The 21,042-nt window shown below is 64.4% G+C and carries 18 protein-coding genes; 11 read left to right on the top strand and 7 right to left on the bottom strand.

Annotation, left to right across the window (positions count from 1 at the left end; all coding sequences use genetic code 11):
* Nucleotides 1-150 precede the first annotated feature (150 nt).
* The 4 genes from F3J20_RS11510 to F3J20_RS11495 all read left to right on the top strand — a co-directional run bounded on the left by F3J20_RS11510 (nt 151) and on the right by F3J20_RS11495 (nt 4,720).
* The gene (locus F3J20_RS11510; RefSeq protein WP_167048586.1) at nt 151-1,845 is read left to right on the top strand and encodes a thiamine pyrophosphate-binding protein; all 1,695 of its coding nucleotides are present in this window, start codon (nt 151-153) and stop codon (nt 1,843-1,845) included.
* Between the two features lie 22 nt (nt 1,846-1,867).
* Nucleotides 1,868-3,154 carry an FAD-dependent oxidoreductase gene (locus F3J20_RS11505; RefSeq protein WP_167283395.1) on the top strand — a complete coding sequence of 429 codons (1,287 nt, stop codon included), beginning with the start codon at nt 1,868-1,870 and terminating at the stop codon, nt 3,152-3,154.
* 32 nt (nt 3,155-3,186) lie between these two features.
* Nucleotides 3,187-3,942 carry an aspartate/glutamate racemase family protein gene (locus F3J20_RS11500; RefSeq protein ID WP_167048582.1) on the top strand — a complete coding sequence of 252 codons (756 nt, stop codon included), beginning with the start codon at nt 3,187-3,189 and terminating at the stop codon, nt 3,940-3,942.
* A gap of 79 nt (nt 3,943-4,021) precedes the next feature.
* A complete protein-coding gene (locus F3J20_RS11495; RefSeq protein ID WP_167048580.1) occupies nt 4,022-4,720 on the top strand; it encodes a GntR family transcriptional regulator in 699 nt (232 codons plus the stop codon).
* 70 nt (nt 4,721-4,790) lie between these two features.
* On the opposite strand, the gene F3J20_RS11490 is transcribed toward F3J20_RS11495, so the two are convergent.
* Nucleotides 4,791-6,419, bottom strand: coding sequence for a gamma-glutamyltransferase (locus tag F3J20_RS11490; RefSeq protein ID WP_240159271.1), 1,629 nt, complete (start codon nt 6,417-6,419; stop codon nt 4,791-4,793).
* Between the two features lie 238 nt (nt 6,420-6,657).
* On the opposite strand from F3J20_RS11490, the gene F3J20_RS11485 reads away from it, so the two are divergent.
* The 4 genes from F3J20_RS11485 (at nt 6,658) to F3J20_RS11470 (ending at nt 11,203) form a co-directional block, all read left to right on the top strand.
* Nucleotides 6,658-7,986 (top strand): MFS transporter, encoded by a 1,329-nt coding sequence (locus F3J20_RS11485; protein WP_167048576.1) that lies wholly within the window; start codon nt 6,658-6,660, stop codon nt 7,984-7,986.
* Nucleotides 7,987-8,201: 215 nt separating this feature from the next.
* Nucleotides 8,202-9,440, top strand: a complete 1,239-nt coding sequence (locus tag F3J20_RS11480; protein WP_167048574.1) for a porin — start codon at nt 8,202-8,204, stop codon at nt 9,438-9,440.
* Nucleotides 9,441-9,611: 171 nt separating this feature from the next.
* Nucleotides 9,612-10,409: an alpha/beta hydrolase gene (locus F3J20_RS11475; RefSeq protein ID WP_167048572.1), complete on the top strand. Its 798-nt coding sequence runs from the start codon at nt 9,612-9,614 to the stop codon at nt 10,407-10,409.
* A 356-nt stretch (nt 10,410-10,765) separates the two neighbouring features.
* Complete coding sequence (locus F3J20_RS11470; protein ID WP_167048570.1) at nt 10,766-11,203, top strand: SET domain-containing protein-lysine N-methyltransferase; 438 nt, start codon at nt 10,766-10,768, stop codon at nt 11,201-11,203.
* A gap of 144 nt (nt 11,204-11,347) precedes the next feature.
* Here the strand turns inward: F3J20_RS11470 and F3J20_RS11465 are convergent, their stop codons facing one another.
* Nucleotides 11,348-12,598 carry an MFS transporter gene (locus F3J20_RS11465; protein ID WP_167048568.1) on the bottom strand — a complete coding sequence of 417 codons (1,251 nt, stop codon included), beginning with the start codon at nt 12,596-12,598 and terminating at the stop codon, nt 11,348-11,350.
* A gap of 116 nt (nt 12,599-12,714) precedes the next feature.
* Nucleotides 12,715-13,848: a mandelate racemase/muconate lactonizing enzyme family protein gene (locus F3J20_RS11460; protein WP_167048566.1), complete on the bottom strand. Its 1,134-nt coding sequence runs from the start codon at nt 13,846-13,848 to the stop codon at nt 12,715-12,717.
* A gap of 115 nt (nt 13,849-13,963) precedes the next feature.
* On the opposite strand from F3J20_RS11460, the gene F3J20_RS11455 reads away from it, so the two are divergent.
* On the top strand, nt 13,964-14,698 hold the full coding sequence (locus tag F3J20_RS11455; RefSeq protein ID WP_167048564.1) for a FadR/GntR family transcriptional regulator: 735 nt from the start codon (nt 13,964-13,966) through the stop codon (nt 14,696-14,698).
* A gap of 191 nt (nt 14,699-14,889) precedes the next feature.
* Entirely contained in the window at nt 14,890-15,804 is a 915-nt protein-coding gene (locus F3J20_RS11450; protein WP_167283394.1) for an NAD(P)-dependent oxidoreductase, read from the top strand.
* 151 nt (nt 15,805-15,955) lie between these two features.
* Here F3J20_RS11450 and F3J20_RS11445 read toward each other — a convergent pair whose 3' ends face one another.
* The 4 genes from F3J20_RS11445 to F3J20_RS11430 all read right to left on the bottom strand — a co-directional run bounded on the left by F3J20_RS11445 (nt 15,956) and on the right by F3J20_RS11430 (nt 19,879).
* Nucleotides 15,956-16,759 carry a sugar phosphate isomerase/epimerase family protein gene (locus F3J20_RS11445; RefSeq protein WP_167048560.1) on the bottom strand — a complete coding sequence of 268 codons (804 nt, stop codon included), beginning with the start codon at nt 16,757-16,759 and terminating at the stop codon, nt 15,956-15,958.
* A gap of 28 nt (nt 16,760-16,787) precedes the next feature.
* Complete coding sequence (locus tag F3J20_RS11440; protein ID WP_167048558.1) at nt 16,788-17,687, bottom strand: NAD(P)-dependent oxidoreductase; 900 nt, start codon at nt 17,685-17,687, stop codon at nt 16,788-16,790.
* Between the two features lie 54 nt (nt 17,688-17,741).
* Nucleotides 17,742-19,133: an MFS transporter gene (locus F3J20_RS11435; RefSeq protein ID WP_167048556.1), complete on the bottom strand. Its 1,392-nt coding sequence runs from the start codon at nt 19,131-19,133 to the stop codon at nt 17,742-17,744.
* A gap of 71 nt (nt 19,134-19,204) precedes the next feature.
* Nucleotides 19,205-19,879 carry a hypothetical protein gene (locus F3J20_RS11430; RefSeq protein WP_167048554.1) on the bottom strand — a complete coding sequence of 225 codons (675 nt, stop codon included), beginning with the start codon at nt 19,877-19,879 and terminating at the stop codon, nt 19,205-19,207.
* A gap of 117 nt (nt 19,880-19,996) precedes the next feature.
* On the opposite strand from F3J20_RS11430, the gene F3J20_RS11425 reads away from it, so the two are divergent.
* On the top strand, nt 19,997-20,914 hold the full coding sequence (locus F3J20_RS11425) for a LysR family transcriptional regulator (RefSeq protein ID WP_167048552.1): 918 nt from the start codon (nt 19,997-19,999) through the stop codon (nt 20,912-20,914).
* Nucleotides 20,915-21,042 lie beyond the last annotated feature (128 nt).

The raw sequence follows: 21,042 nt of genomic DNA, 5'->3' as shown, positions 1-21,042 counted from the left end.
GGCACGCCCCCGCAGTTTCCGCATCCCCACCCAAGCGAACCGAACATCTAAGGGATACGCCTTATCCTTGTATGTATCCAAATTTGGATATAGTATTGAATACCAAACGCCGGGGGACGCTCCGGAGCCTACCTGTCCAGAGGAGTGTTCATGAGTAAATTGTCCGGCGCCGAAGCCATGGTGCGCATGCTGCAACTCAATGGCGTCAAACATATATTCGGACTGTGCGGCGACACCAGCCTGCCGTTCTACGACGCGCTTCACCGCCTCGATCACGGCATGCAGCACATTCTGACCCGCGACGAGCGTAGCGCCGCCTACATGGCGGACGGCTACGCCCGCGTCACCGGCAAGGTGGGCATATGCGAAGGCCCGAGCGGCGGCGGCGCCACGTATCTGCTGCCGGGACTCGTGGAAGCCAACGAGTCGTCGATTGCCGTCATCGGCATCACGTCCGACGTCTCGGTCGGCTCGCGCGGCCGCTATCCGCTGACCGAGCTCGACCAGAAAGCGCTATACCGTCCGCTCACCAAATGGAACACCACCATCGACCGCGTCGACCAGATTCCCGGCGCGGTGCGCGGCGCTTTCCGCGCAGCCACCACCGGCCGGCCGGGCGCGGCTCATCTATGCCTGCCGTACGACGTACAGAAACACGAAATGGATTACCCGGACCTGTGGGCCCAGCCGGGTCACGACCGCTTTCCGGCCATGCGCACCGCCCCGGCACGCGACGACCTGGTACGCGCCGCCGAACATCTGCTGTCAGCCCGCACCCCGGTGATACTCTGCGGCGGCGGCGTGGTCATCGCCGGTGCTTGCGCCGAGCTGCAAAAACTGGCGGAAGCGCTCAATGCGCCGGTCTGCACCACGGTAAGCGGCCAGGGAAGCCTCGCCGACACCCACCCGCTGAACGTCGGCGTCGTCGGTTCGAACGGCGGCGTGCTCGCCACCCGCGAGGTGCTGGCCGCCGCGGATGTCGTGCTCATCATCGGCTGCCGTGCCGGCTCGACTTCCACCGAACACTGGAAGGTGCCCAATGCGTCGGTGCCCATCCTGCATATCGATTCGGACCCGATGGTGGTCGGCACCAACTACCGCACCGAGGTCGGCATGGTGGGCGACGCTCTGCTGGCGCTGCAAATCCTCAACGAGGAAGTACGGGACCGTCTGCCGCAACGGCGCGGCGACACCAGCGACGGTCATGCGCTCGCGCGGGCGGCGCGGCACGCGAAGTCGGAAGCCTTCCTGCAGCTGGCCGCGTCGAACGACACGCCGATCAAGCCCGAGCGCGTGGTCGACGCACTGAACCGCCTGCTGCCCGACGACGCCATCGTGGTGGCCGACCCCGGCACCCCCTGCCCTTACTTCTCCGCCTATTTCTCGGCCGCGCACTCCGGCCGGCACTTCATCACCAATCGCGCGCACGGCGCGCTCGGCTTCTCGATGGCGGCCGGCGTCGGTGCGTCGATCGGGCGCCCGGGCTGCAAGGTCGTCTCGGTCATGGGCGACGGCAGTTTCGGCTTTACTGTCGGCGAACTGGAAACCGTGGTGCGCCACAAGGTACCGTTGCTGATGATCGTGTTCTCCAATTCCGTCTACGGCTGGATCAAGGCCAGCCAGAAAGCCGGCTACGAGGAGCGCTATTTCTCCGTGGACTTCGACCGCACCGACCATGCGCGCGTAGCCGCCGCCTATGGCGTCGCCTCATGGAAAGTCGAGGACCCCGGACAGCTCGATGCCGTGCTGCGCGCCGCCATCGCACATGGCGGACCGGCGCTGGTCGACATCATCACGCAGCCGCTCCAGGAAACCGCCGCGCCGGTCAGCCAGTGGATGGGCTGAGCGACGCACGGGCCACCGGAACATGAACAACGCAATCAGGACAGACAACCGGCCAATCGCCGTGCTCGGCGCCGGCGCGGTCGGCCTATGCGCCGCCGCCGCGCTGCACGAAGCCGGCTACGAGGTGGTCGTGATCGACCGTGCGGCGCCGGCACAGGGCGGCGCCTCGCTGGGCAACGCAGGCTGTATCAACCCGTCGTCGATCATTCCGGTCGCCATGCCGGGCGTGGTGCGGAAAGTGCCCGGCTGGCTGCTGCAGCCGGATGGTCCGCTGGTGCTGCGCGCCGCCTGGCTGCCGCGCATGCTGCCGTGGCTGACGAGCTTCGTGCGGGCGGGCAATGCCGCGACCGTCGAGGCCTCGGCCGCCGCCTTGCAACGCCTGCTGGCCGGCAACGTCGAAGCCTGGCAGGCGCTGGCAGCGCAAGCCGGCGCGCGGGACCTGCTGCACGATCGCGGCAACCTGGTGGTCTACTCGACCGCGGAAGGCCACGCGGCCGACCAGCGCGCGATACGCCTGCGAACCGATCACGGCATCGCCGTCGAGACGCTCGATACCGCCGCGCTGCGCGACCTGGAGCCCGACCTCGCACCGGTCTTCACGCGCGGCTATCTGATGCCCGGCAATGCGCACCTGACCGATCCGGGCGAGTTCCTGACCCGCATCGCCGACTGGCTGGCGACACGCGGCGTGGAGTTTCGCCGCGCGGAAATCTCCGGACTACGTAGCAATGGCTCCGCGGTCACGGAAGTCGTGCTGACCGGCGAGACGCTGCCCGTGCAAGCGGTGGTGATCGCGTTGGGTGCCTGGTCGGGTCCGCTTGCGCGAACGCTGGGAGACCGCGTGCTACTCGACACCGAACGCGGCTATCACGTCGAAACGCCGGAGACCGAGGCCGGTCCGCGCCTGCCGGTCATGTGGGGCGAAGGCAAGGTGGTGGTGACGCCCATGCACGGCCGGGTCCGCTGTGCCGGCACGGTCGAGCTGGCCGGTTTGCGCGCCGCGCCGGACTGGCGCCGCGCCGATCTGCTGGCCCGGCTGCTTGGCCGCATGTACCCACGGCTGACACCCGGCGCCGAACGCGACGGCAGCGCGCATATGGCACGCTGGCTGGGCTTTCGCCCCAGTACGCCGGATTCGCTGCCGGTGATCGGCCGCTCCCGCCGCCACGCCAATGCCGTCTATGCGTTCGGCCACGGTCACGTCGGCCTCACGGCCGCGCCGGTCACAGGCCGGCTCGTCGCGAGTCTGATCGCCGGCCGGCCGGCCGCCATCGACCTCGCCCCCTACTCGATCGACCGCTTCCGCTGAAGCACCGCCTCTTACCGACACGGAGTCACCCCATGTCCTCAGACAGACACGCTGTTTCTTCCGCCAGCACGGCCGAGCGGTTCTACCATGGCGGCAAATCCGTCTATGGCGCACCGCTCGGCATCCTGATGCTGGATGCACGCTTCCCGCGCATTCCGGGCGACATGGGCAATGCCACGACCTGGCCGTTCCCGGTGCTCTACAAGGTGGTCAAGGGTGCCTCGCCCGACCTCGTCGTGCTGCGCGAGGCAAGCGGCACGCTGGAACGCTTTATCGACGCCGCGCGCGAACTGGTGGATCTCGGCGCCGAAGGCATCACCACCAACTGCGGCTTCCTCGCGCTTTTCCAGCGCGAGCTCCAGCAAGCCGTACCGGTCCCGGTATTGACTTCCTCGCTGTTGCAGGTCGCCCAGGTCGGCCGCACGCTGGCGCCGGGCAAACGGGTGGGCATCGTGACGATCTCGTCGGCGACCCTCACGCAGCGCCATCTGAGCGCGGCCGGCGTGCCACCCGATACGCCGATCGCCGGCACCGACGAGGGCGCCGAGTTTTCGCGCGTCATCCTCGGCAACGAACTGACGCTCGATCGCGACCTGGCCGAGCGCGACGTCGTGACGGCCGCCATCACGCTGACGCGCAACCATCCGGACGTGGGCGCCATCGTACTGGAGTGCACCAATATGTGCCCGTACGCGAACGCGGTACGATGCGCGACCGGTTTGCCGGTGTTCGACATCTACAGCCTCGTCAGCTGGTTCCAGCTCGGCCTCGCGCCACGCCGGTTCTGAAGCGGCCAGCAAGTTGACCGGACGCCCGCGGCTCATTAATGTATACAGCTTTGGATAATGCCTGCGGGCACCTCACGTCATGCCGCGAACAGCCGCCCCTCGGGAAACGCCACCGGTCCGGGTCAATATTGCCGAGGACGTTTTCTGCCGTCTGCGGGACATGGCCATCCAGTACGAGTTGAAGCCCGGCGAACGGCTCAACGAAGTCGATCTGGCGGAACGTCTGGGCGTGAGCCGCACGCCTGTGCGCGAAGCGCTCTACCGGCTGGCCCAGGAAGGTTTTCTGGTCGAATCGGGCCGCGGCTACAGCCGTCGGCAACTGGACGTCAAGGAAACGCTGGATCTGTATGAAGCACGCTGTGCGATCGAGGCCGAATGCGCGCGGCTGGCCGCCGAGCGCGCGTCGGACGAAGCGCTCGACGAGATCGACGCGTTTCTCAAATCCAGTGCCGGCGTGCCGGCCGACACGTCGGCATCGCATCTGGTCGAACTGGACGAAGCGTTCCACGAGCGCATCGCGCGGGCGAGCGGCAATGCCGAGTTGATGCGCATCCTGATCAATCTCAATCACCGGATACGCTTCATCCGCTGGATCAATATGGAGAAGATCGGCCGCGACCACACCCAGGCCGAGCATCGCAAGATCCTTGCGGCACTGCGCAAACGCGACGCCGATGCGTGCGTGGCGCTGCTGCGCACTCATATTACGCACCGCACCGACCAGATCGTCGACGCCATCACCGCTGGCCTCGCGCGTATTTATCTACAGCAGCCATAGCGGCTGCGGCAGGCGGTAACGACCGTCATGGCCGCACGGCACGACGGCGCTCATCGCGTTCGGTGCATGCCTACCACGCCAGCGCATAGCTCGGCCGCCGCGGATCGGCACCGGCGGTCAACACCCCCCGCTCGGGATCGCTGACGATCATGCAGGCGCCGCCGGCCTTCCAGCCGAACTGCGGCCACCAGTCCACCCCGTGCCCGAGTTGAGCCAGCGCGTCGCCGGTTTGCGGCGGCAGCCGTGCCTCGAGCTTGATCTTGCGCGGCGTATACGCGTGCGGATCGGTCGTGAGGGGGAAGCCGTAAGTGGCAAAGCGCGGCGCTTCCACCGCCTGCTGCGGGTCCATGCCGAAATCGACGACGTTCAGGAAAGCCTGCAGCATGGCCTGGATCTGCACGTCGCCGCCCGGCGAACCGAACGGCAGCGCGCGGCGGCCACGCTCGCCGTGTACGTCGTCGGGATGCGCAGGGCCGAACGCGATCATCGGGCTCGGTGTGAGCCGGGGCCGCTTGCCGGGCGCCAGCACCGAGGGATGCCCCGGATCGGTCCACGACTGCGCGCCGCGGCTGGACGGCATCATGCCGGTGCCGGGAATGATCGGGCTCTCGCAGGTCGCGTCGCTCGGTGTGGCTGAAAACAGATTGCCGTGCCGATCCGCCACGCACACGTACGAGGTGTCCAGCGCGGACACGTCGACGCCGCTCTCCAGCGGCTGCGCCGCCGGCATGCCGTCGAACACCCGATCGGCGCGGATACGCGCGCGCAGGCGGCTGGTGTAGTCGTCCGACAGCAGCCGCTGCAGCGGCACGTCGACATAGCGCGGATCGCCGAAGTATCGCTCGCGATCGGCGAACGTCAGCTTGAGCGCCTCGACCACGGTGTGCACGTAGGCCGGGCTGTTGTGTCCCAGCGCGGCGAGATCCACGCCTTCGAGCACCTTGAGCGTCTGTCCCAGGATCGGCCCCTGGCACCATGGCGGGCAGCTATAGAGCTCGTATCCCTTGTAGCGGACCATGACGGGCCGCTCCACTTCCGCGTCGAACGACGCCAGATCTTCCGCCGCCAGCCAGCCGCCATGCTCGCGGTGATAGCTCAGCATGGCCGCGGCGATGTCGCCACGATAGAACGCGTCGTGCGCGGCGGCGAGACCATGCAGACGGCCACGGCCGGCCGCCCGCCGCTCCTCGTCGACCATGAACTGCAGCGTGCGCGCAAGATCGGCCTGCACGAACAGCTCGCCCACCGCCGGCGGACGACCGCCTGGAAGATAGATGCGCGCATTGGCCTCCCAGCGGCGGTAGCCGTCCTCGTGCTCGCGGATGGTTTCGGCCATCAGCGCATGCATGGCGAAACCATCGCGCGCGAAACCGATGGCGGCCTGCGCCACGTCGCCGAACGACAGCGTGCCGTAGTGCCGCAACGCGGTGATCCACGCCGCGGGCGCGGCCGGCACCACCGTCCGCAGCACCCCCGGGGGGATGCGCCCGCCATGCTCGCGCCGCAAATACTCTGCCGACGCCGCCCGTGGCCAGCCGCCCAGGCCCGCGATCGACACCACCTCGCGCCGCGCGGCCAGATAGATCAGGATCGGTGCAACCCCGGCCATGCTGACCAGATCGCTCTGCAACACACTCAATGCAATGCCGGCCGCGACGCCGGCATCGACCGCGTTGCCACCGCCTTCCAGCACGCGCATCGCCGCGTGCGCGGCACCATAGTGGCCGGCCACTACTGCATGACGCCGGCCCGTCACGGGCGGGCGATAACTATCGATCCCGCGTACGGCAGCAGCGGACGGAAGCTCGACGGTTGCCATGGGAAAACCCTCGGTTGCTATTGGATGTAATCGACACAATAATGTATCCAAACAACAATACATACATGGATACTAATTTACGCTGTTCGATACGTCAACTCGTGCAAGGGTAAAGGACATGCAATCAAACAACGGCGGAGCCTCTGCCGCAACCAGTCGTGCGCGTCTGAGAAGCATCGTCGTCTCGGCGACGATCGGCAATGCGCTGGAGTGGTACGACTTTCTGGTCTATGGCTACTTCGCCAGCGTCATCGCGAAAGTGTTCTTTCCGGTGCACGACGAGTGGGTGTCACTGCTGCTGTCGATCGGCACCTTCAGCGTCTCCTTCGTCACGCGGCCGGTCGGCGCCGTGGTGCTGGGTCTGTACGCGGACCGTCGCGGCCGCAAGGCGGCGCTCACGCTATCGATCTTCATGATGACCGCCGGCACGCTGGTGATCACGCTGATGCCCGGCTACAGCCGGATCGGCCTGTTCGCGCCGCTCGGCATCCTGTGCGCGCGCCTGCTCCAGGGCTTCGCGGTCGGCGGGGAATACGGCAGCGCCACCGCCTTCATGGTGGAACACAATCCGGACAAGCGCGGCTATGCCGCCAGCTGGATGTTCTCCAGCCAGGGCATGTCCACCATCCTTGCCGCCTCCATCGGCAGTGCGCTGACCGCCGCACTGAGCGCGGAGCAGTTGCAATCGTGGGGCTGGCGGGTACCCTTCGCACTGGGTCTGCTGATCGGACCGGTCGGTTACTACATCCGCCGTCGGCTGGAAGAATCGCCGGAATTTCTCGCCGTCCACGCACGCACGACACCGCGGTCGCGCACCGCCGGCAGCGGACAGACGGGCAAGCTGCTGATCGCTACCGGCATCGTGGCGCTCTCCACGGTGATGACCTATGTGCTGCAACTGTACATGCCGCTCTATGCCGTCAGGCAGTTGCACCTGCCGGCCGCGCAATCGCTCGGCATCGTGGCGCTCAACGGCTTCCTCCAGTTCGCGCTGTCGCCCGTCATGGGAGCGCTGTCGGATCGCGTCGGCCCCATACGCGTCATGCTGACTACCGCGATGGCAATGGCCGTCTCGGTCTATCCGATGTTTCTCTGGCTCAAATACCACCCGACCATGGCTTGGCTGCTCGGGCTGGAAGTGATCGCCGGACTGTACAAGGCGGGTTATTCCGGACCCATGCCGGCATTGGTATCGGAAATCTTTCCAGTCGAAACGCGCTCGACCGGCCTGTCGTTTTCCTACAGCCTCGGGGTCACGTTATTCGGCGGCTTCTCCCCCTTCTTCGTGACCTGGGTCATCGGCGTCACGGGCGACACGCTGGCACCGAGCTATTACGTGCTGATGGCGGCGCTGATCAGCGGCGCCGCGCTCTCAGCGGTGGGCTGGCGTCGCGGCGAATGGCCGTTCGGGCGCCGACGCCATGTGGCAAATGCGCGGATACGCTGATGCCGCCTGGGCGGCAAGGCGTGCAACGTGACGCAGGACGCTCTCCGCCCGGCGAGTCGATGCCCAGTCATGTCGACGATGTTTCGACATGGCTTAACGTCAACCGCCGAAACCGTTTCGCTAAAAATTTCTTCCAGATAATTAGTATGTCTAATTTATAGATATTTGAATAAGATTATTCAATTCCAGAAAGACGACAACTCAAGGAGACGCGAATGAAGATTCAAAAACTACCCGCAGTCGTTGCGTTAGCGACGATCGGATATAGCGCGCAAGCCTTTGCGCAGAGCAGTGTCACGCTCTACGGACTGATCGACGCCGGCATCAATTTCACGAGTAACGTGCAAACCGCACGGCCCGCCAGCGGTCCGCAAGGCAATCACCAATACTCGTTCCAGGATGGCGCGACGGGCGGTATTCGCGGTAGCCGATGGGGAATCAGGGGTGTCGAGGATCTGGGAGGTGGACTTAAGGCGGTATTCGTACTCGAAAACGGCTTCAGCATTGGAAACGGCGCCTTGGCGCAAGGTGGCGCGGAGTTCGGACGCCAGGCATTCGTCGGATTGCAAAGCTCATACGGCACCCTGACACTGGGACGTCAATATGACTCCGTGGTCGACTATACCCAGTTATTCCAGTCTGGAGCGCAATGGGCGGGATACATGGGTGCCCACGCCGGCGACGTCGACAACGCATTGAACACCCGACGCATCAACAATGCCGTGAAGTTCGCCAGCAACGATTATTCCGGGCTACGGTTCGGCGGTTTATACAGTTTCGGCGGGGTGCCCGGCAGTGTTTCCCGTAACCAGGTGTGGTCGTTGGGCGGCGGGTATACGCACGGTCCATTCGGACTTGGGATGGCCTACCTGAACGCTCGCAATCCAAACCTGGGGTTCTACGGCAGCAATCCCAATAACGGTACGACTGCCGCGAGCAACAATCTTGGCTCGCTGGGGTCGGCAACGACGCCGGAGTCCAATCCCATCTATGCCGGTTATGCATCGGCCTCCACGTTGCAGATCATCAGTGCAGCGGGTTCGTATCAGATCGGTAGCGCAACGCTGGGACTGACTTACTCAAACGTGCAGTTTCGCGGACTCGGCTCCACGAGCGGGCCGAATCCGCTTGGTTACACAGGCAATGCGCGGTTTAACAACGTCGAAGTGAACGGCAGATATCAGCTAACGCCTGCATGGCTCGCCGGCGTCGCCTATATCTATACGAATGCAAGCGGCGCCGAAAACCGGAGCGGAGCCTTGTATCACCAGCTGCAAGCAGGGTCCGACTATTTCCTGTCCAAGCGTACCGACGTGTATTTCATCGTCGTTTATCAGCATGCGAGTGGAACCGACTCGCTCGGTCAGCCGGCGGTTGCTTATCTGACCGGGCAAACGCCATCGGCAAGCAACCACCAGCTTGCGCTACGCATAGGGATTACGCACCGGTTCTGATTGTCGACCCCACTGCTTCAAAATTCCAGCCACTGCTGTCGTACGGAAACGCATGCCCGCCTATTGACTCTCGTTCGAGCGATTGATAGCATGGCTTCACTTTCAAAACGCCCTCCCGGTTCGCCGGGAGGGCGTTTCGTTTTGGTTCCGCCATCTGAATGGAACCCTGAAATGAAAGTACCCCTTGAAATCCGTCCGGGCTCGGACGCCGACCTCGGCTATGTACAGTACGGCCAGGGCCCGATTCATGTACTGGTCATGCATGACTGGCTCGGGGACCACGCCAGCTACGATGCAGTCATACCCTGGCTCGATGGTCATGCGTTCACCTACGTTTTCGCCGATTTGCGCGGCTACGGGCAATCCATCGCATTGACGGGTGAATTCACCCTGGAGGAAATTGCCACCGATTGCCTCATGCTCGCCGATCGGCTCGGTTGGCCGCACTTCCACGTAATCGGTCACTCGATGACCGGGATGATTACGCAGCGCCTCGCGGCAGACGCGCCTTCTCGCGTCATCAGCGCAATCGCCGTGTGTCCGGTTTCCGCTGCCGGAAACCGGTTGAGTCCGGAAGCCCTGACTTTCTTTGCCAGCACCGTAGAGGACGACAACGCCCTTCGGCGGTTATTCAAGTTCGTCTCCGGCGGGCTTTCCGACGAGTGGGTCGATAGCAAGGTGCAATATAACCGCGACACCGTAGCGCCAGCCTGCCGGAGGAAATACCTCGACATGCTGGTCACGGCAAATTTCGTCGACGACGTACGGGGACTCGAAACCCCTTTCCTGGTCATGATTGGCGACAAAGATCCGGGGCTCGATGCGCTGGCCATGCAGCGCACCTTTCTCGCATGGCATCCGAACGCGGAGCTGCACGTTATTCCTGACAGCGGCCATTACCCGATGCAGCAATGTCCGTCCTACTTCGCCACCGTCGTCGAAAGCTTCCTGAAGCGCCAAACCGCCTGACGGGCCCAGGCAACACCCGCGCGCGGCGTCACGCCGTCACGTCGCGCGCAATCGTTGCGTCGAGGTCCGCGAAAGGCAGAGACGCGGCGTTGTCTGTCGTGCGCGTTACGATTGCGCGCCCAACGGATACGGAAGACACGAAGGAATGTCCAAAGTCAGGGTGCCGGTCGCATCGTCAAGGCGAAAGTACGAGTACGTCCACGGCAATGCTTAAATATCCAAAATAGTGGACATCGGCGGAATGGACGAATCCGGACACCGCATGACGATGCTCATGTTTCGCACGATTCAAATGCCGCCCAATGACTTATCCTCCGGCTATACTCGGAGCCTCTCTCCTCCTCGCGTGGCCCGGTATGAAGCGTGTCTCCGTACGGCAATCCTCTGTTCATGGAAAGGGCGTTTTTGCGCTTCGGGCGATTTCCACGGGCGAGCGCATCTTCGAGTACAAAGGTCTGGTGACCTCGTGGCGGGAAGCCGCCCGCCACTACGCGAAACGCGAGGAGAGCGGGCACACGTTCCTGTTCGGCCTGTCCGACGGACGCGTGATCGACGGCGGCCGCGGCGGGAATGGCTCGCGGTGGCTCAATCACGCGTGCATGGCAAACTGTGAAGCCGCCGAAGAAGACGGTCGCGTCTACATTGACGCGATCCGCGACATTGCGCCAGGCGAGGAGCTGTTTATCGATTACTCGCTCGAAGTACCGCCCGAAGAAGCCGACGAGGCGCGCAACGATTACGCATGCCACTGCAACACCAAGGATTGCCGTGGCACGATGCTCAACCTGGCCTGAACCCGACCGATCTGTTTCGCCGCGCGCCTCGACCGGAAGGCGGCGGCGCGGAGCGTCCGCATGGTGCATGCATACACGTCCGCACATCAGCGCGATATAACGCCACCGCAACGCCACCGCAACGCCATCGCGCGAAGACCAGATTCACCCCTGCCTGGTCACCCGGCCAAACAGCAGCAGCGAGATACCGCCTAGCACGACAAACGCGCCCAACGTCGCGAAGCCGGGAATATACGAACCCGTCGACTGATACAGCATGCCCACCACGAAGCCGGCCATGGTGCCGCCACCGCCGGCGCCGATACCGTTGATGATGCCCGCGGCCGGACCCACGGCGTCCGGGTGCACGGTGCTTTGCACGATCGACCAGATGTTCGGCGAGAACGCGCTCGCATAAAACCCCAGCGAAAGCGTAATCAGGATCATCTTGGCCATCGCGCCGCCCACGAACGGGAGAGTCACGACGAGCAGGCCAGGAATGAGCAACCCGAGTCCGGCGATCAGGGTGCGCCGCTTCGTCCTGTCGCTCAGGCGTGAAAGCGGAATCGCCAGCACGACGGCGAACAGATAAGGGATGGAACTCGCGAATGCCTGTTCGAAGCCGGTAAAGCCGAGCGTCTTGACCGCGAGCGGAATCCACAGCGTGATGCCCCAGAACAGCGCCCCTTGCGTCAGGTAGCTGAACAACAGAAGCAGGAACGCGGGGCCGCCCAGCGAGGCGAGCGTCAACCGCTCTTTCTTCCCGGTCGAAACCGCGGGTTCGGGGAACGGCGCGGCGTCCTTGCGCGGCAAACGCCACAGATACAACGGCACGATAATCAGGAGTCCAAGCAGACCCGTGATATGAAACAGCGCGCGCCAGCCCAGCAGATCGTAGAACGGCGTCAGGATCATGAAGCCAAGACCGAGCGCCAGAAACTGACCGTAATACTGGATCAGGCTATTGGCGGTCGTCCGCTGCTCCGGGCTAAACCACGCTTTGGCGAAGCGCGATTGCTGCGGCCAGTAAATGCCTTCGGTCACGCCCAGCACGACGCGGCAAACGAGCAGCGTGGCGATCGAGCCCGTCGTGCCTACGACGAGCGTCGCAACCGACCAGATCGCCACGCAGGCGATCATGATCCACTTCGGATCGCGCCGGCGCGTCAACAGGCCGCCGAGAATGTTCGCAATCGTATAGCCGATCAGAAAGGCCGTCAGCGCCCAACTGGATACCTTCGCGAACTGCGGGCCATCGAAACCGAGATCCCGCGCCACGCCCGGCAGGCCGACCGACAGATTCGAGCGGTCGAGGTAAGCGACGAACAACCCGATCATCAAGGTGCCGCCAATCGACCACCACGGTGCCGGCACCGCCGCGCTCCCGCCTGACGGCTCCAGTCGCTGTGTTTGCATGCTGCTTCTCCTTCCCTTGTTGTAGCGCCTGATGCGCCGGTGCGCGTTGCCCGACCGCAGGCGCGAGCGGTCGCCAGGTCATCGGAATGCCTGGGAAATGGCGGATTGGAAATGAATCAGCGAACCCGAAATGCTTCGAGCGCGTCGCGGTCGATCTCGATGCCAAGGCCCGGACCGTCCGGAATAGCCATGCCGCCGCCCGAGTGCACGAGCGGCGTCTTGAGAATCGCCTGGCGGATCGGATGCTCGGTCTGGTCCAGTTCGAGAATCGGCTCGACCGGCTGCAGCGAGGTCGGCGTATGCGTCGGCAGCGTCGCCATCAGTTGCAGCGAGGCGGCGATGCCGATGCCCGTACCCCAGACGTGCGGGTTGTAGCGAATGCCGAAGGTTGCCGCCATGTCGGCGATCTTCTTGCATTCGCTGATACCGCCCGCGGCACACGTGTCCGGCTGCACGATATCGAGCGCGTGCGAGGCGAACACGTCGCGAAAACCGAGGCGGGTGAATTCGCACTCGCCGCCGGCAATCGGAATCGGCAGCGCGCGCTTCACCTCGCGATAGGCGTCGAGGTCTTCCGGGGGCACCGGTTCCTCGAACCAGCCGATATCCAGATGTTCGAGCTTGCGGCCCAACTGGATCGCCGCGACCGCGTCGTACGCATGATTCGCGTCGATCATCAGGCCGACTTCCGGCCCGATGGCCTCGCGCACGGCGTGCGCGGCGAGGACGTCGTCACGGATACCGAAGCCGACCTTCAGCTTGACGGCATGAAATCCCTCGCGGACATAGCCGGCCGCCTCTTCGGCGAGATACTCCAGCGGGTTGCCGCCTTCGCGCCGATACAGCCCCGTGGCATACGCCCGCACCGAATTGCGCAACGGGCCGCCGAGCAAGTCGTAGACCGGCACGCCGAAGTGCTTCCCCTTGATGTCCCACAGCGCAATGTCGATGCCGCTGAGCGCTTCGACCACGAGCCCCTTCTGGCCGTGATCGCGCAAATCGGCGTAAATCTGCTGCCACAACCGGTCCGTGTGCAGCGGATTCTGGTTCAGCAGCCAGCGCGACATGGCCTGCACGACGGCCGACGTCATGCGTGCCGGTCCATAACATTCCCCCCAGCCGGTCAGCCCGGTATCCGTTTCGATTTCGACCAGCATCGCGGTGCGGCCGGCGTACCAGGCGCGCGAATAAGCGAACGGCTGGGATAATGATGCTTCGAGAACATGGGTGCGAACGGCGCTGATTTTCATCTGGGCTCCTTGGCGAATTGATTGACTGGCATCGCCTCGGTACGGCAAGCCTAGATCGATGTATTAAATATTATTATATAATTCACTCACCTTTTAAGCGGGAAAACCCCAGGCCATGATGTTGAAAGGTCCCTTGCCCAAAACGCGCACCGAACAGGTAGTGGATGCGCTTGGGCGCGAAATCGTCTCCGGGAAGCTGGAGCCTGACAGTCCGCTGCCGGCAGAAGAGAACCTGCTGGCGCAGTACGGCGTGAGCCGGACGGTGCTGCGCGAAGCGCTGCAGGTTCTGGCCGCCAAAGGGCTGATCGAGTCGCGCCAGAAACGCGGCACGCTGGTGACAGCACCGCCGAACTGGCATCAGCTCGACCCGGCCGTGCTCGGCTGGCACAGCCAGCTCAGCGCAAACGCACCAGTGCTGGTGGATCTGATCGAAATGCGCCGGCTCGTCGAGCCGTCCGCGGCGGCCCTGGCGGCGACCCGCTCCGGACCGGAAGACAAGACGCGGCTCGCGTCGGCGTATGAAGCGATGGCCACGGGCGCGCACACCGACGACACCGAAGGCTTCATCAAAGCCGATCTGGAGTTCCACACGGCCATCCTGCTCGCCGCGCACAACCGCTTCCTGTTGCCGCTGGCCCATGCGATCCGCGCGACGATGCTGGCATCGCTGCATCTGACCAATTCGCGCGCGGAAGAAAACCACGCGATCTCATTGCCGCTTCACAAGGCGATTCTCGACGCCATTCTCGCGGGTGACGGGCCCGGCGCGCACCGCGCAATGCTCGAACATCTCGACGACACGGAAATGCGCAGGCTGCGCTCCGCGCAGCAGCAAACGGACGACGAGTAACGCCGCTGCGCCCACTGCCCGCTGCTCGAGGCGCGATGCGGCCGTGATGGTCTGATCGGCTTGCCCCTGCCGTTGTGCGAATCGCTGACGCAAATGCCGATACGCCTCACAATGCGGGGCACGCATTGGAAATGCCGCCGTATTGACGCGCACGCATCTTCCCGTTATCTCCCTCACCCTGGAGCGGTCCTATGCAAACAGCAGTCGGATTCATTGGTCTCGGCGTCATGGGCACGCCGATGGCGCTCAACCTCGTGCGGGCCGGCACGCCGCTCGTCGCCTGGAGCCGCTCCCAGGGACACTACGGCACGTTGCGCGACGCCGGTGCGCAAGTCGTCAAGGAAGCCGGCGAGGTCTTCGCGCAGTGCCGGACCGTGATCCTCATGCTCGCCAACGATCCCGCGATCGATGCCGTTCTTGGCCGCGGCACGCCGGCATTCGGCGCGCGCGTCGGCGGCCATACGATCGTCAACATGGGGACCACGTCGGCCGGATATTCCCAGGCGCTGGCGGCCGAGATCGAGGCGGCGGGCGGCCGTTACGTCGAGGCGCCCGTTTCGGGCTCGCGCAAGCCCGCCGAAGCGGGCCAGCTCGTCGTCATGCTCGCAGGCGCCGCCGCCGATGTCGAAGCAGTGCGTGCGCTCGTCAAGCCGCTGTGTCGCGACAGCTTCGTGTGCGGTGCGGTGCCGTCGGCCCTGACGATGAAACTCGCCGTCAATCTGTTTCTCATCACCATGGTCACGGGTTTGACCGAGGCCACACACTTCGCCGAGCGCCACGGCATCGATCTCGCGCAGTTCGCCAATGTGCTCAATGCCGGACCGATGGCCAGCGACGTATCGCGCGTGAAGCTGGACAAGCTGGCCACGCAGAACTTTTCGGTGCAGGCCGCCATCACCGACGTGCTGAAGAACAGTCGCCTCGTGGCCGAGGCCGCGAGAGACGCGAGTATTGCGTCGCCGCTGCTCGACCTCTGCCACGCGCTTTATGGCGAAACCGAAGCACTCGGCCACGGGCAACAGGACATGATCGCGGTCATCCGCGCGATCGAGCAGCGTACCGACCGCGGCACGCCGGCAAACCAGCCGTCCGGGCCGCAAAGCTGAGCACCGCGCGCGCCATCCGATAACGCGATGCATACGGCACCGGCGGCACTTACAGCCCCCGGAGCCTGACCCGGCATCGCGCAAGACCAAGCGGCCAGCCTTGCGGTTGCCGCCCGTGCTTGCCGGTCTCAGCCTCTCCCCGCGCGCGTTATCACCAGCCTTGCGCGCGCAGCCTCTCGAGAGAAGCGCGCAGGTCCTCGATCGGGCGCGCGCTGATAATCTCCAGCACCACGTCCCCCGCGAATTGCATATCCGCGAGTTGCCGGCGTATCGCCTCGAAGTCGATGTCGCCCGAACCGATCGGCGCATGCTGCCATTTGCCCTTGCCCGCATCCGAAAGATGCACGACCGCGACGCGCGGCGAGAGCAACGCGAGTCCGTCCACGGGGTCTTCTCCTATCGCGGCCGCGTTGGCGACGTCATAGAGCACGTCCACATTGCCGAAGTCGTGTCGGTCGAGAAACTGCGCAAGCGCCGCAGCCGTATCCAGCAGGCAGCCGGGAATGTTCTCGATCAGGATGCGCATGCCGAGCTCGCCCGCGCGATGCGCAAGCCGTTCGAGCGCTTGCGAGTACACCTGAAGAAGACGCTCGTCGGGCGGCGGCAGAAGCATATGCTTGCGGCCCGAGTTGATCGTGAGCCACTTCGCGTTCACCGCATGCGCCAGCGACATCGCCTGTTCGTAGGTCGCCATCGCGAACTCCACGGCAGCGGGCGTCGAGCTTGCGATATTGATGTCGCTGCTCGGCAGATCGACGGCGATCACGCGTGCGCCGCACGCATCGAGCGCACGCTGCAGCGGCGGCAACGCGGCCTGCCAGGTCCACGGGTCCAGATGCGGGGCCATCGCCATCAACTGGAAATCGCGAAAGCCAAGCTCAGAAAACGCAGCAATGGCGCCTGCCGCATCATGCGTCCATACAGTGCCGAAGGTATGCGCGCCCAATAACTTCATGTGATGTTCTCCCGGATAAGCTGGATCGTCAGGCGACGAGCGCCACGCGATAATGTTCGACTGTCCGACGCAGACCCTCGCGAACCGGCGTCAGAGGCAGCGCGCCGAGCACGTCCTCGCCGGTCGCGCCAATCGCCGTCGACAGACTGGGCATCGGCGGACCTTCCGCGCGAATGTCCGCCGCGGGATCGATGCGACGCAATTCGTCGATCACGTCGCTCATGTCGGTGCTATGCCCCGGCTGATTAACCACGTGAGCGCCATCGAAGCTGCGCAGTAGCGCACGCTCGTAGGCCGCCGCGACATCGCCGACGAACACGAGGCCCGAGCGTCCCGTATAGGGAATGACATACGGTTCGCCCCGCGCCACCGCGCGGCAGGCGAGCGTCGGGCCCGCCGTGAGTCCCGTCTCGCGACCGGGGCCGTAAATGACGAACGGGCGAAAGCCGATGCTCGCGATGCCGTGGTCGAGCCAATATGCGCGCGCCGATCCCTCGTTCGCGAGTTTGAACGCGCCATAGTGCGTGGTCGGAAAAGGCACCTCGGGATCATCGGGTCCGTAGACGCCGCCGCTGCTCGAATAGAGTACCTTGCGAATACCGGCCTGCCTCGCGGCCTCGAATACATTCAGCGTGCCGATGACGTTGACCACCGCGCCCAGCAGCGGATCGCTCTTGCAGGCGGGCGTCAGCAGTCCCGCCAGATGGATGACGTGATCGCAATCGCGCATCGCGGCGCGCACGTCTTCCGCGCGACGCACGTCGCCCACGCGCCAGTCGAGCGTTGCCGCCGACGCCCCGAGCACGGCGGTCGCGATGCTTCGATCGTCACGCCATTCCATCAGGCGCACGTCGATGCCGCGCGCGATGAGCGCGCGCACGATCCACGCCCCGAGGAAGCCGCCGCCGCCCGTAATCAGTACCTTCATGGAGTCGCTCCTTCGCTGTCCTTCTCTATTCCTTCGCTATCGTTCTGGAAACGCTCACGCGCGTCCGGTAGGGTCGCCCGCGCGCACCTTGTCGGAAACGGCATGCGCCACCGTCCCGCTACCGTGCTCCTGCTCGACGATGTAGCGGCGCAGCGTGAACGGCAATGCGCCCATCAGCACCGTCGTGCAGCCGAGAACAAACAGCGCGGTGCCGAAGCTGCCCGTGCTCTGCTTGAGCCAGCCGACCAGTACCGGGCCCACGTAACCCGTCAGATTGCCGAGCGAATTGACGAAGGCGAAACCGACCGCCACCGCATTGGTTCCCGCCAGCACGAGGCCGGTCATGGTCCAGAACGCGGGCTGCGTCGCGTTGACGCCGATGACGGCGAGCGTCAGCGCCGCGATGTTGAGCACCGGCTGATTCAGCGTGTATCCCGCGATAAAGAGACCCGCGGCCGCGACCCATCCGGCGATCGCGTAATGCCAGACGCGCTCGCGCTTGAAGTCGGAATGCAGTCCCCAGAACACGACTGCGATGCCGGCGAAGCCATAAGGAATCGATGCGACAAGGCCGGTCTGGAAGGTGGACAACCCGAAGCTCTTCACGAGTTGCGGCAGCCAGAAGTTCACGCCATTCGTGGCGAGGCCGTTCAATGCGAGCATCAGCACGACGCACAGCACCTTCGGATTCGAAATCGCCGCGAGCCAGCCGCCCTTGGCGTGCACCTTGGCGAGCGCACGCTCGCCGTCCAGCACCTCGATGAGCCAGGCGCGTTGATCGTTGCGCAGCCAACGCGCCTTGAGCGGGTTGTCCGCGAGATAGCGCATCGTCGCGATACCGAGAATCACGGCCGGCAATCCTTCGAGGACGAAAAGCCAGCGCCAGCCCGGCAAGCCGTGAGCGCCATCGAGAAGCGTCATGAGGCCGGTCGAAAGCGGTGCGCCGACGAAGCTCGCCACCGGAATGGCGAACATCAGAAAGCCGACCACGCGCGCGCGGTAGCGCATCGGAAACCAGTAGGTGAAGTACAGCATGAGCCCCGGATAGAAGCCCGCCTCGCCGAGCCCGAGAAGAAAGCGCAATACGTAGAAGGACGTGGCGCTATTCACGAAGGCCATCGCCACCGAAATCAGGCCCCAGCTGATCATGATGCGCGCCAGCCAGCGACGCGCGCCGAAGCGCTCCAGCATCATGTTGCTCGGTATCTCCGCGAGGAAATAACCGATGAAGAAAAGCCCCGCTCCCGTGCCGTACGCGACGTCGGAGAGTCCGAGATCGGTCTTCATGGTGATGGCGGCGAAGCTGACGTTCACCCGATCCAGGAACGCCACGAAAAACAGCAGTCCGACAAAGGGCGATATCTTGCGGATCACAACAGACATCGTTTCCCGCTGCAACGGGGAATCGTCGGTAGTGCGAAAACTTGCAGGGGTTGCTTTAGACATGGGTCTCCTCCTTTTTTCCGCTTGAAATCCTGAGCACCAGCTGCGCTCAGAAAAGCGTGTGCATGCGAAGTTCAGCGAGCGTGCGACAGCAATTGCGAAAGCCGGTAATCGGCCGCTTCGATATCGAGTAGTCCTTCCGTGCGCAACGCAGCGAGCACGCGTTCGCGCGCCGCCCCGAGTTCGTCGAGACCGAGACCCTCCACGATGACGACCGCATCGAATACGTCTTCCCGATTGGGGCCTTTCAGCTCGGTCTCTTTCGTGCGCACGCTCGTCACGTCGGCGACGTTCGAGCCGAGACGCACGCTAATCACACCGTCGATGGCCGCGATGTCGTACAGCGCGCCGGCGCAAACGCGCATGACGTCGTCACGGCGGCTTGCGTCGAGCGTCAGGCGATAGGTCGAGCACGCGCCGCCCACCCCATCGCCCATGCCCGCGGTCACCACGCAGGCGCCGCGAATGAAATTGCGGAAGACGGGATGCATGCGCTTCGACCATTCGGTCGGATCGTTCAGGCGCGCGAGATAGCCCGGCGAGCGGAAGGTTTCGATATGCGCGCCGTCGTACAGCGTGAAGCAGCCATGCTTCGGCAGCGACCAGTTGACGTAGCGGCGCGCGGCAAGAAAGCCCGGAATGCCGATGCGCTCCGGCATATGCTCGCGCGTATGCCAGCGCTCGAACGCCTGCGTCTCGCCTGTTTCGATGTCGTGCCAGATGGCAAGGAATGCGTGGCCCGCGGCCATGACGTGTCTCCTGTGTTGCCGGCCACGCACGATGCGCGCCGGATCGTATGGCGACACATTACTATGAACTTGATCGGTTATTATTTATCGATCTGATATCACATAAATAACCTGAAGATGAATAATGAACTTTATCTTCGCGATCTGCGCGTGCTTTGCGCGGTCGCCCGGCGTGGGAGCTTCATTGCGGCGGCGACCGAACTCGGCACCTCGCCGCCCTACGTCAGCAAGCGCATCGCCGCACTGGAAGCCATGTGGGGCGTACAGCTCTTTCATCGCACGACGCGGCGCGTCGCCGTGACGGAAGACGGCGATATCGCCTACAGCCGCGCGCGTCGCATTCTCGAGGAAGTGGTCGAGATGAACGACCTGCTCGCCGGCGGCGAGCGCGAACCGCGCGGCACCTTGCGGATCAGCACCAGCCTCCGGCTCGGACGGCTGCATGTCACGCCGATTCTCTCGATGCTGCGCGAGCGCCATACCGGACTCGAAATCTGGCTCGAACTCGTCGATCGGCGCGTGGACCTCGTCGGAGAGAACTTCGACCTCGACATCCGCGTGGGGGAAGTCCAGGAAGCGGCCGTCATTCCGCACAAGGTGTCCGAGAGTACGCGCGTACTGTGTGCCTCGCCGAGCTATGTCGAGAAGCACGGAGCGCCCAAATCGCTGCCCGACCTGGTCCAGCACGACTGCCTGGCATTTCGCGATCGTCAGCAGGCATTCGGCGTGTGGCAACTGAACGGGCCGAACGGCGCGGAGTTCGTGAAGGTGACGGGGCCGATGGCGTCGAACCAGAGCGACATCGTGCGCGAATGGGCGCACGACGGACACGGCATCATCATGGCATCCGAGTGGGATGTCGCCGAGAGCATCGAGTCGGGCGCGCTCGTGCGCATCCTTCCCGATTACTCGCGCCCGGCCGACGTATGGGCCGTGTCGACCGCACGTTCTTCGGCTTCGGCAAAGGTGCGCGTGGCGATCGAGTTTCTGCGCCAGCAACTGGCTGCCGGCCCGTTTGCGCTGCGAAGGCTATAGGCTTGATGGCGAGTGTGCCGATCGATATCGTCCCGGCGGCGGGTTGCGCTGCCTCCACGTTCATCCCAGCCGTCGCGCCTGCCTTGCTGCTCCGCCTGCGTCGCTGGTGGTGCGAAGTCTCCGGCTAT

The organism is Paraburkholderia sp. Cy-641, from assembly GCF_011752945.1.
Lineage (GTDB): Bacteria > Pseudomonadota > Gammaproteobacteria > Burkholderiales > Burkholderiaceae > Paraburkholderia.
The sequence above is the reverse complement of the archived record's forward strand: the minus strand, read 5'-3'. Positions and strand labels throughout refer to the sequence as shown.

Excerpts from the sequence above, each read along its gene's own strand:
- F3J20_RS11510 (WP_167048586.1), top strand. The coding sequence starts at position 151 with ATGAGTAAATTGTCCGGCGCCGAAGCCATGGTGCGCATGCTGCAACTC.
- F3J20_RS11505 (WP_167283395.1), top strand. The coding sequence starts at position 1,868 with ATGAACAACGCAATCAGGACAGACAACCGGCCAATCGCCGTGCTCGGC.
- F3J20_RS11500 (WP_167048582.1), top strand. The coding sequence starts at position 3,187 with ATGTCCTCAGACAGACACGCTGTTTCTTCCGCCAGCACGGCCGAGCGG.
- F3J20_RS11495 (WP_167048580.1), top strand. The coding sequence starts at position 4,022 with ATGCCGCGAACAGCCGCCCCTCGGGAAACGCCACCGGTCCGGGTCAAT.
- F3J20_RS11490 (WP_240159271.1), bottom strand. The coding sequence starts at position 6,419 with ATGCGCGTGCTGGAAGGCGGTGGCAACGCGGTCGATGCCGGCGTCGCG.
- F3J20_RS11485 (WP_167048576.1), top strand. The coding sequence starts at position 6,658 with ATGCAATCAAACAACGGCGGAGCCTCTGCCGCAACCAGTCGTGCGCGT.
- F3J20_RS11480 (WP_167048574.1), top strand. The coding sequence starts at position 8,202 with ATGAAGATTCAAAAACTACCCGCAGTCGTTGCGTTAGCGACGATCGGA.
- F3J20_RS11475 (WP_167048572.1), top strand. The coding sequence starts at position 9,612 with ATGAAAGTACCCCTTGAAATCCGTCCGGGCTCGGACGCCGACCTCGGC.
- F3J20_RS11470 (WP_167048570.1), top strand. The coding sequence starts at position 10,766 with ATGAAGCGTGTCTCCGTACGGCAATCCTCTGTTCATGGAAAGGGCGTT.
- F3J20_RS11465 (WP_167048568.1), bottom strand. The coding sequence starts at position 12,598 with ATGCAAACACAGCGACTGGAGCCGTCAGGCGGGAGCGCGGCGGTGCCG.
- F3J20_RS11460 (WP_167048566.1), bottom strand. The coding sequence starts at position 13,848 with ATGAAAATCAGCGCCGTTCGCACCCATGTTCTCGAAGCATCATTATCC.
- F3J20_RS11455 (WP_167048564.1), top strand. The coding sequence starts at position 13,964 with ATGATGTTGAAAGGTCCCTTGCCCAAAACGCGCACCGAACAGGTAGTG.
- F3J20_RS11450 (WP_167283394.1), top strand. The coding sequence starts at position 14,890 with ATGCAAACAGCAGTCGGATTCATTGGTCTCGGCGTCATGGGCACGCCG.
- F3J20_RS11445 (WP_167048560.1), bottom strand. The coding sequence starts at position 16,759 with ATGAAGTTATTGGGCGCGCATACCTTCGGCACTGTATGGACGCATGAT.
- F3J20_RS11440 (WP_167048558.1), bottom strand. The coding sequence starts at position 17,687 with ATGAAGGTACTGATTACGGGCGGCGGCGGCTTCCTCGGGGCGTGGATC.
- F3J20_RS11435 (WP_167048556.1), bottom strand. The coding sequence starts at position 19,133 with ATGTCTAAAGCAACCCCTGCAAGTTTTCGCACTACCGACGATTCCCCG.
- F3J20_RS11430 (WP_167048554.1), bottom strand. The coding sequence starts at position 19,879 with ATGGCCGCGGGCCACGCATTCCTTGCCATCTGGCACGACATCGAAACA.
- F3J20_RS11425 (WP_167048552.1), top strand. The coding sequence starts at position 19,997 with ATGAATAATGAACTTTATCTTCGCGATCTGCGCGTGCTTTGCGCGGTC.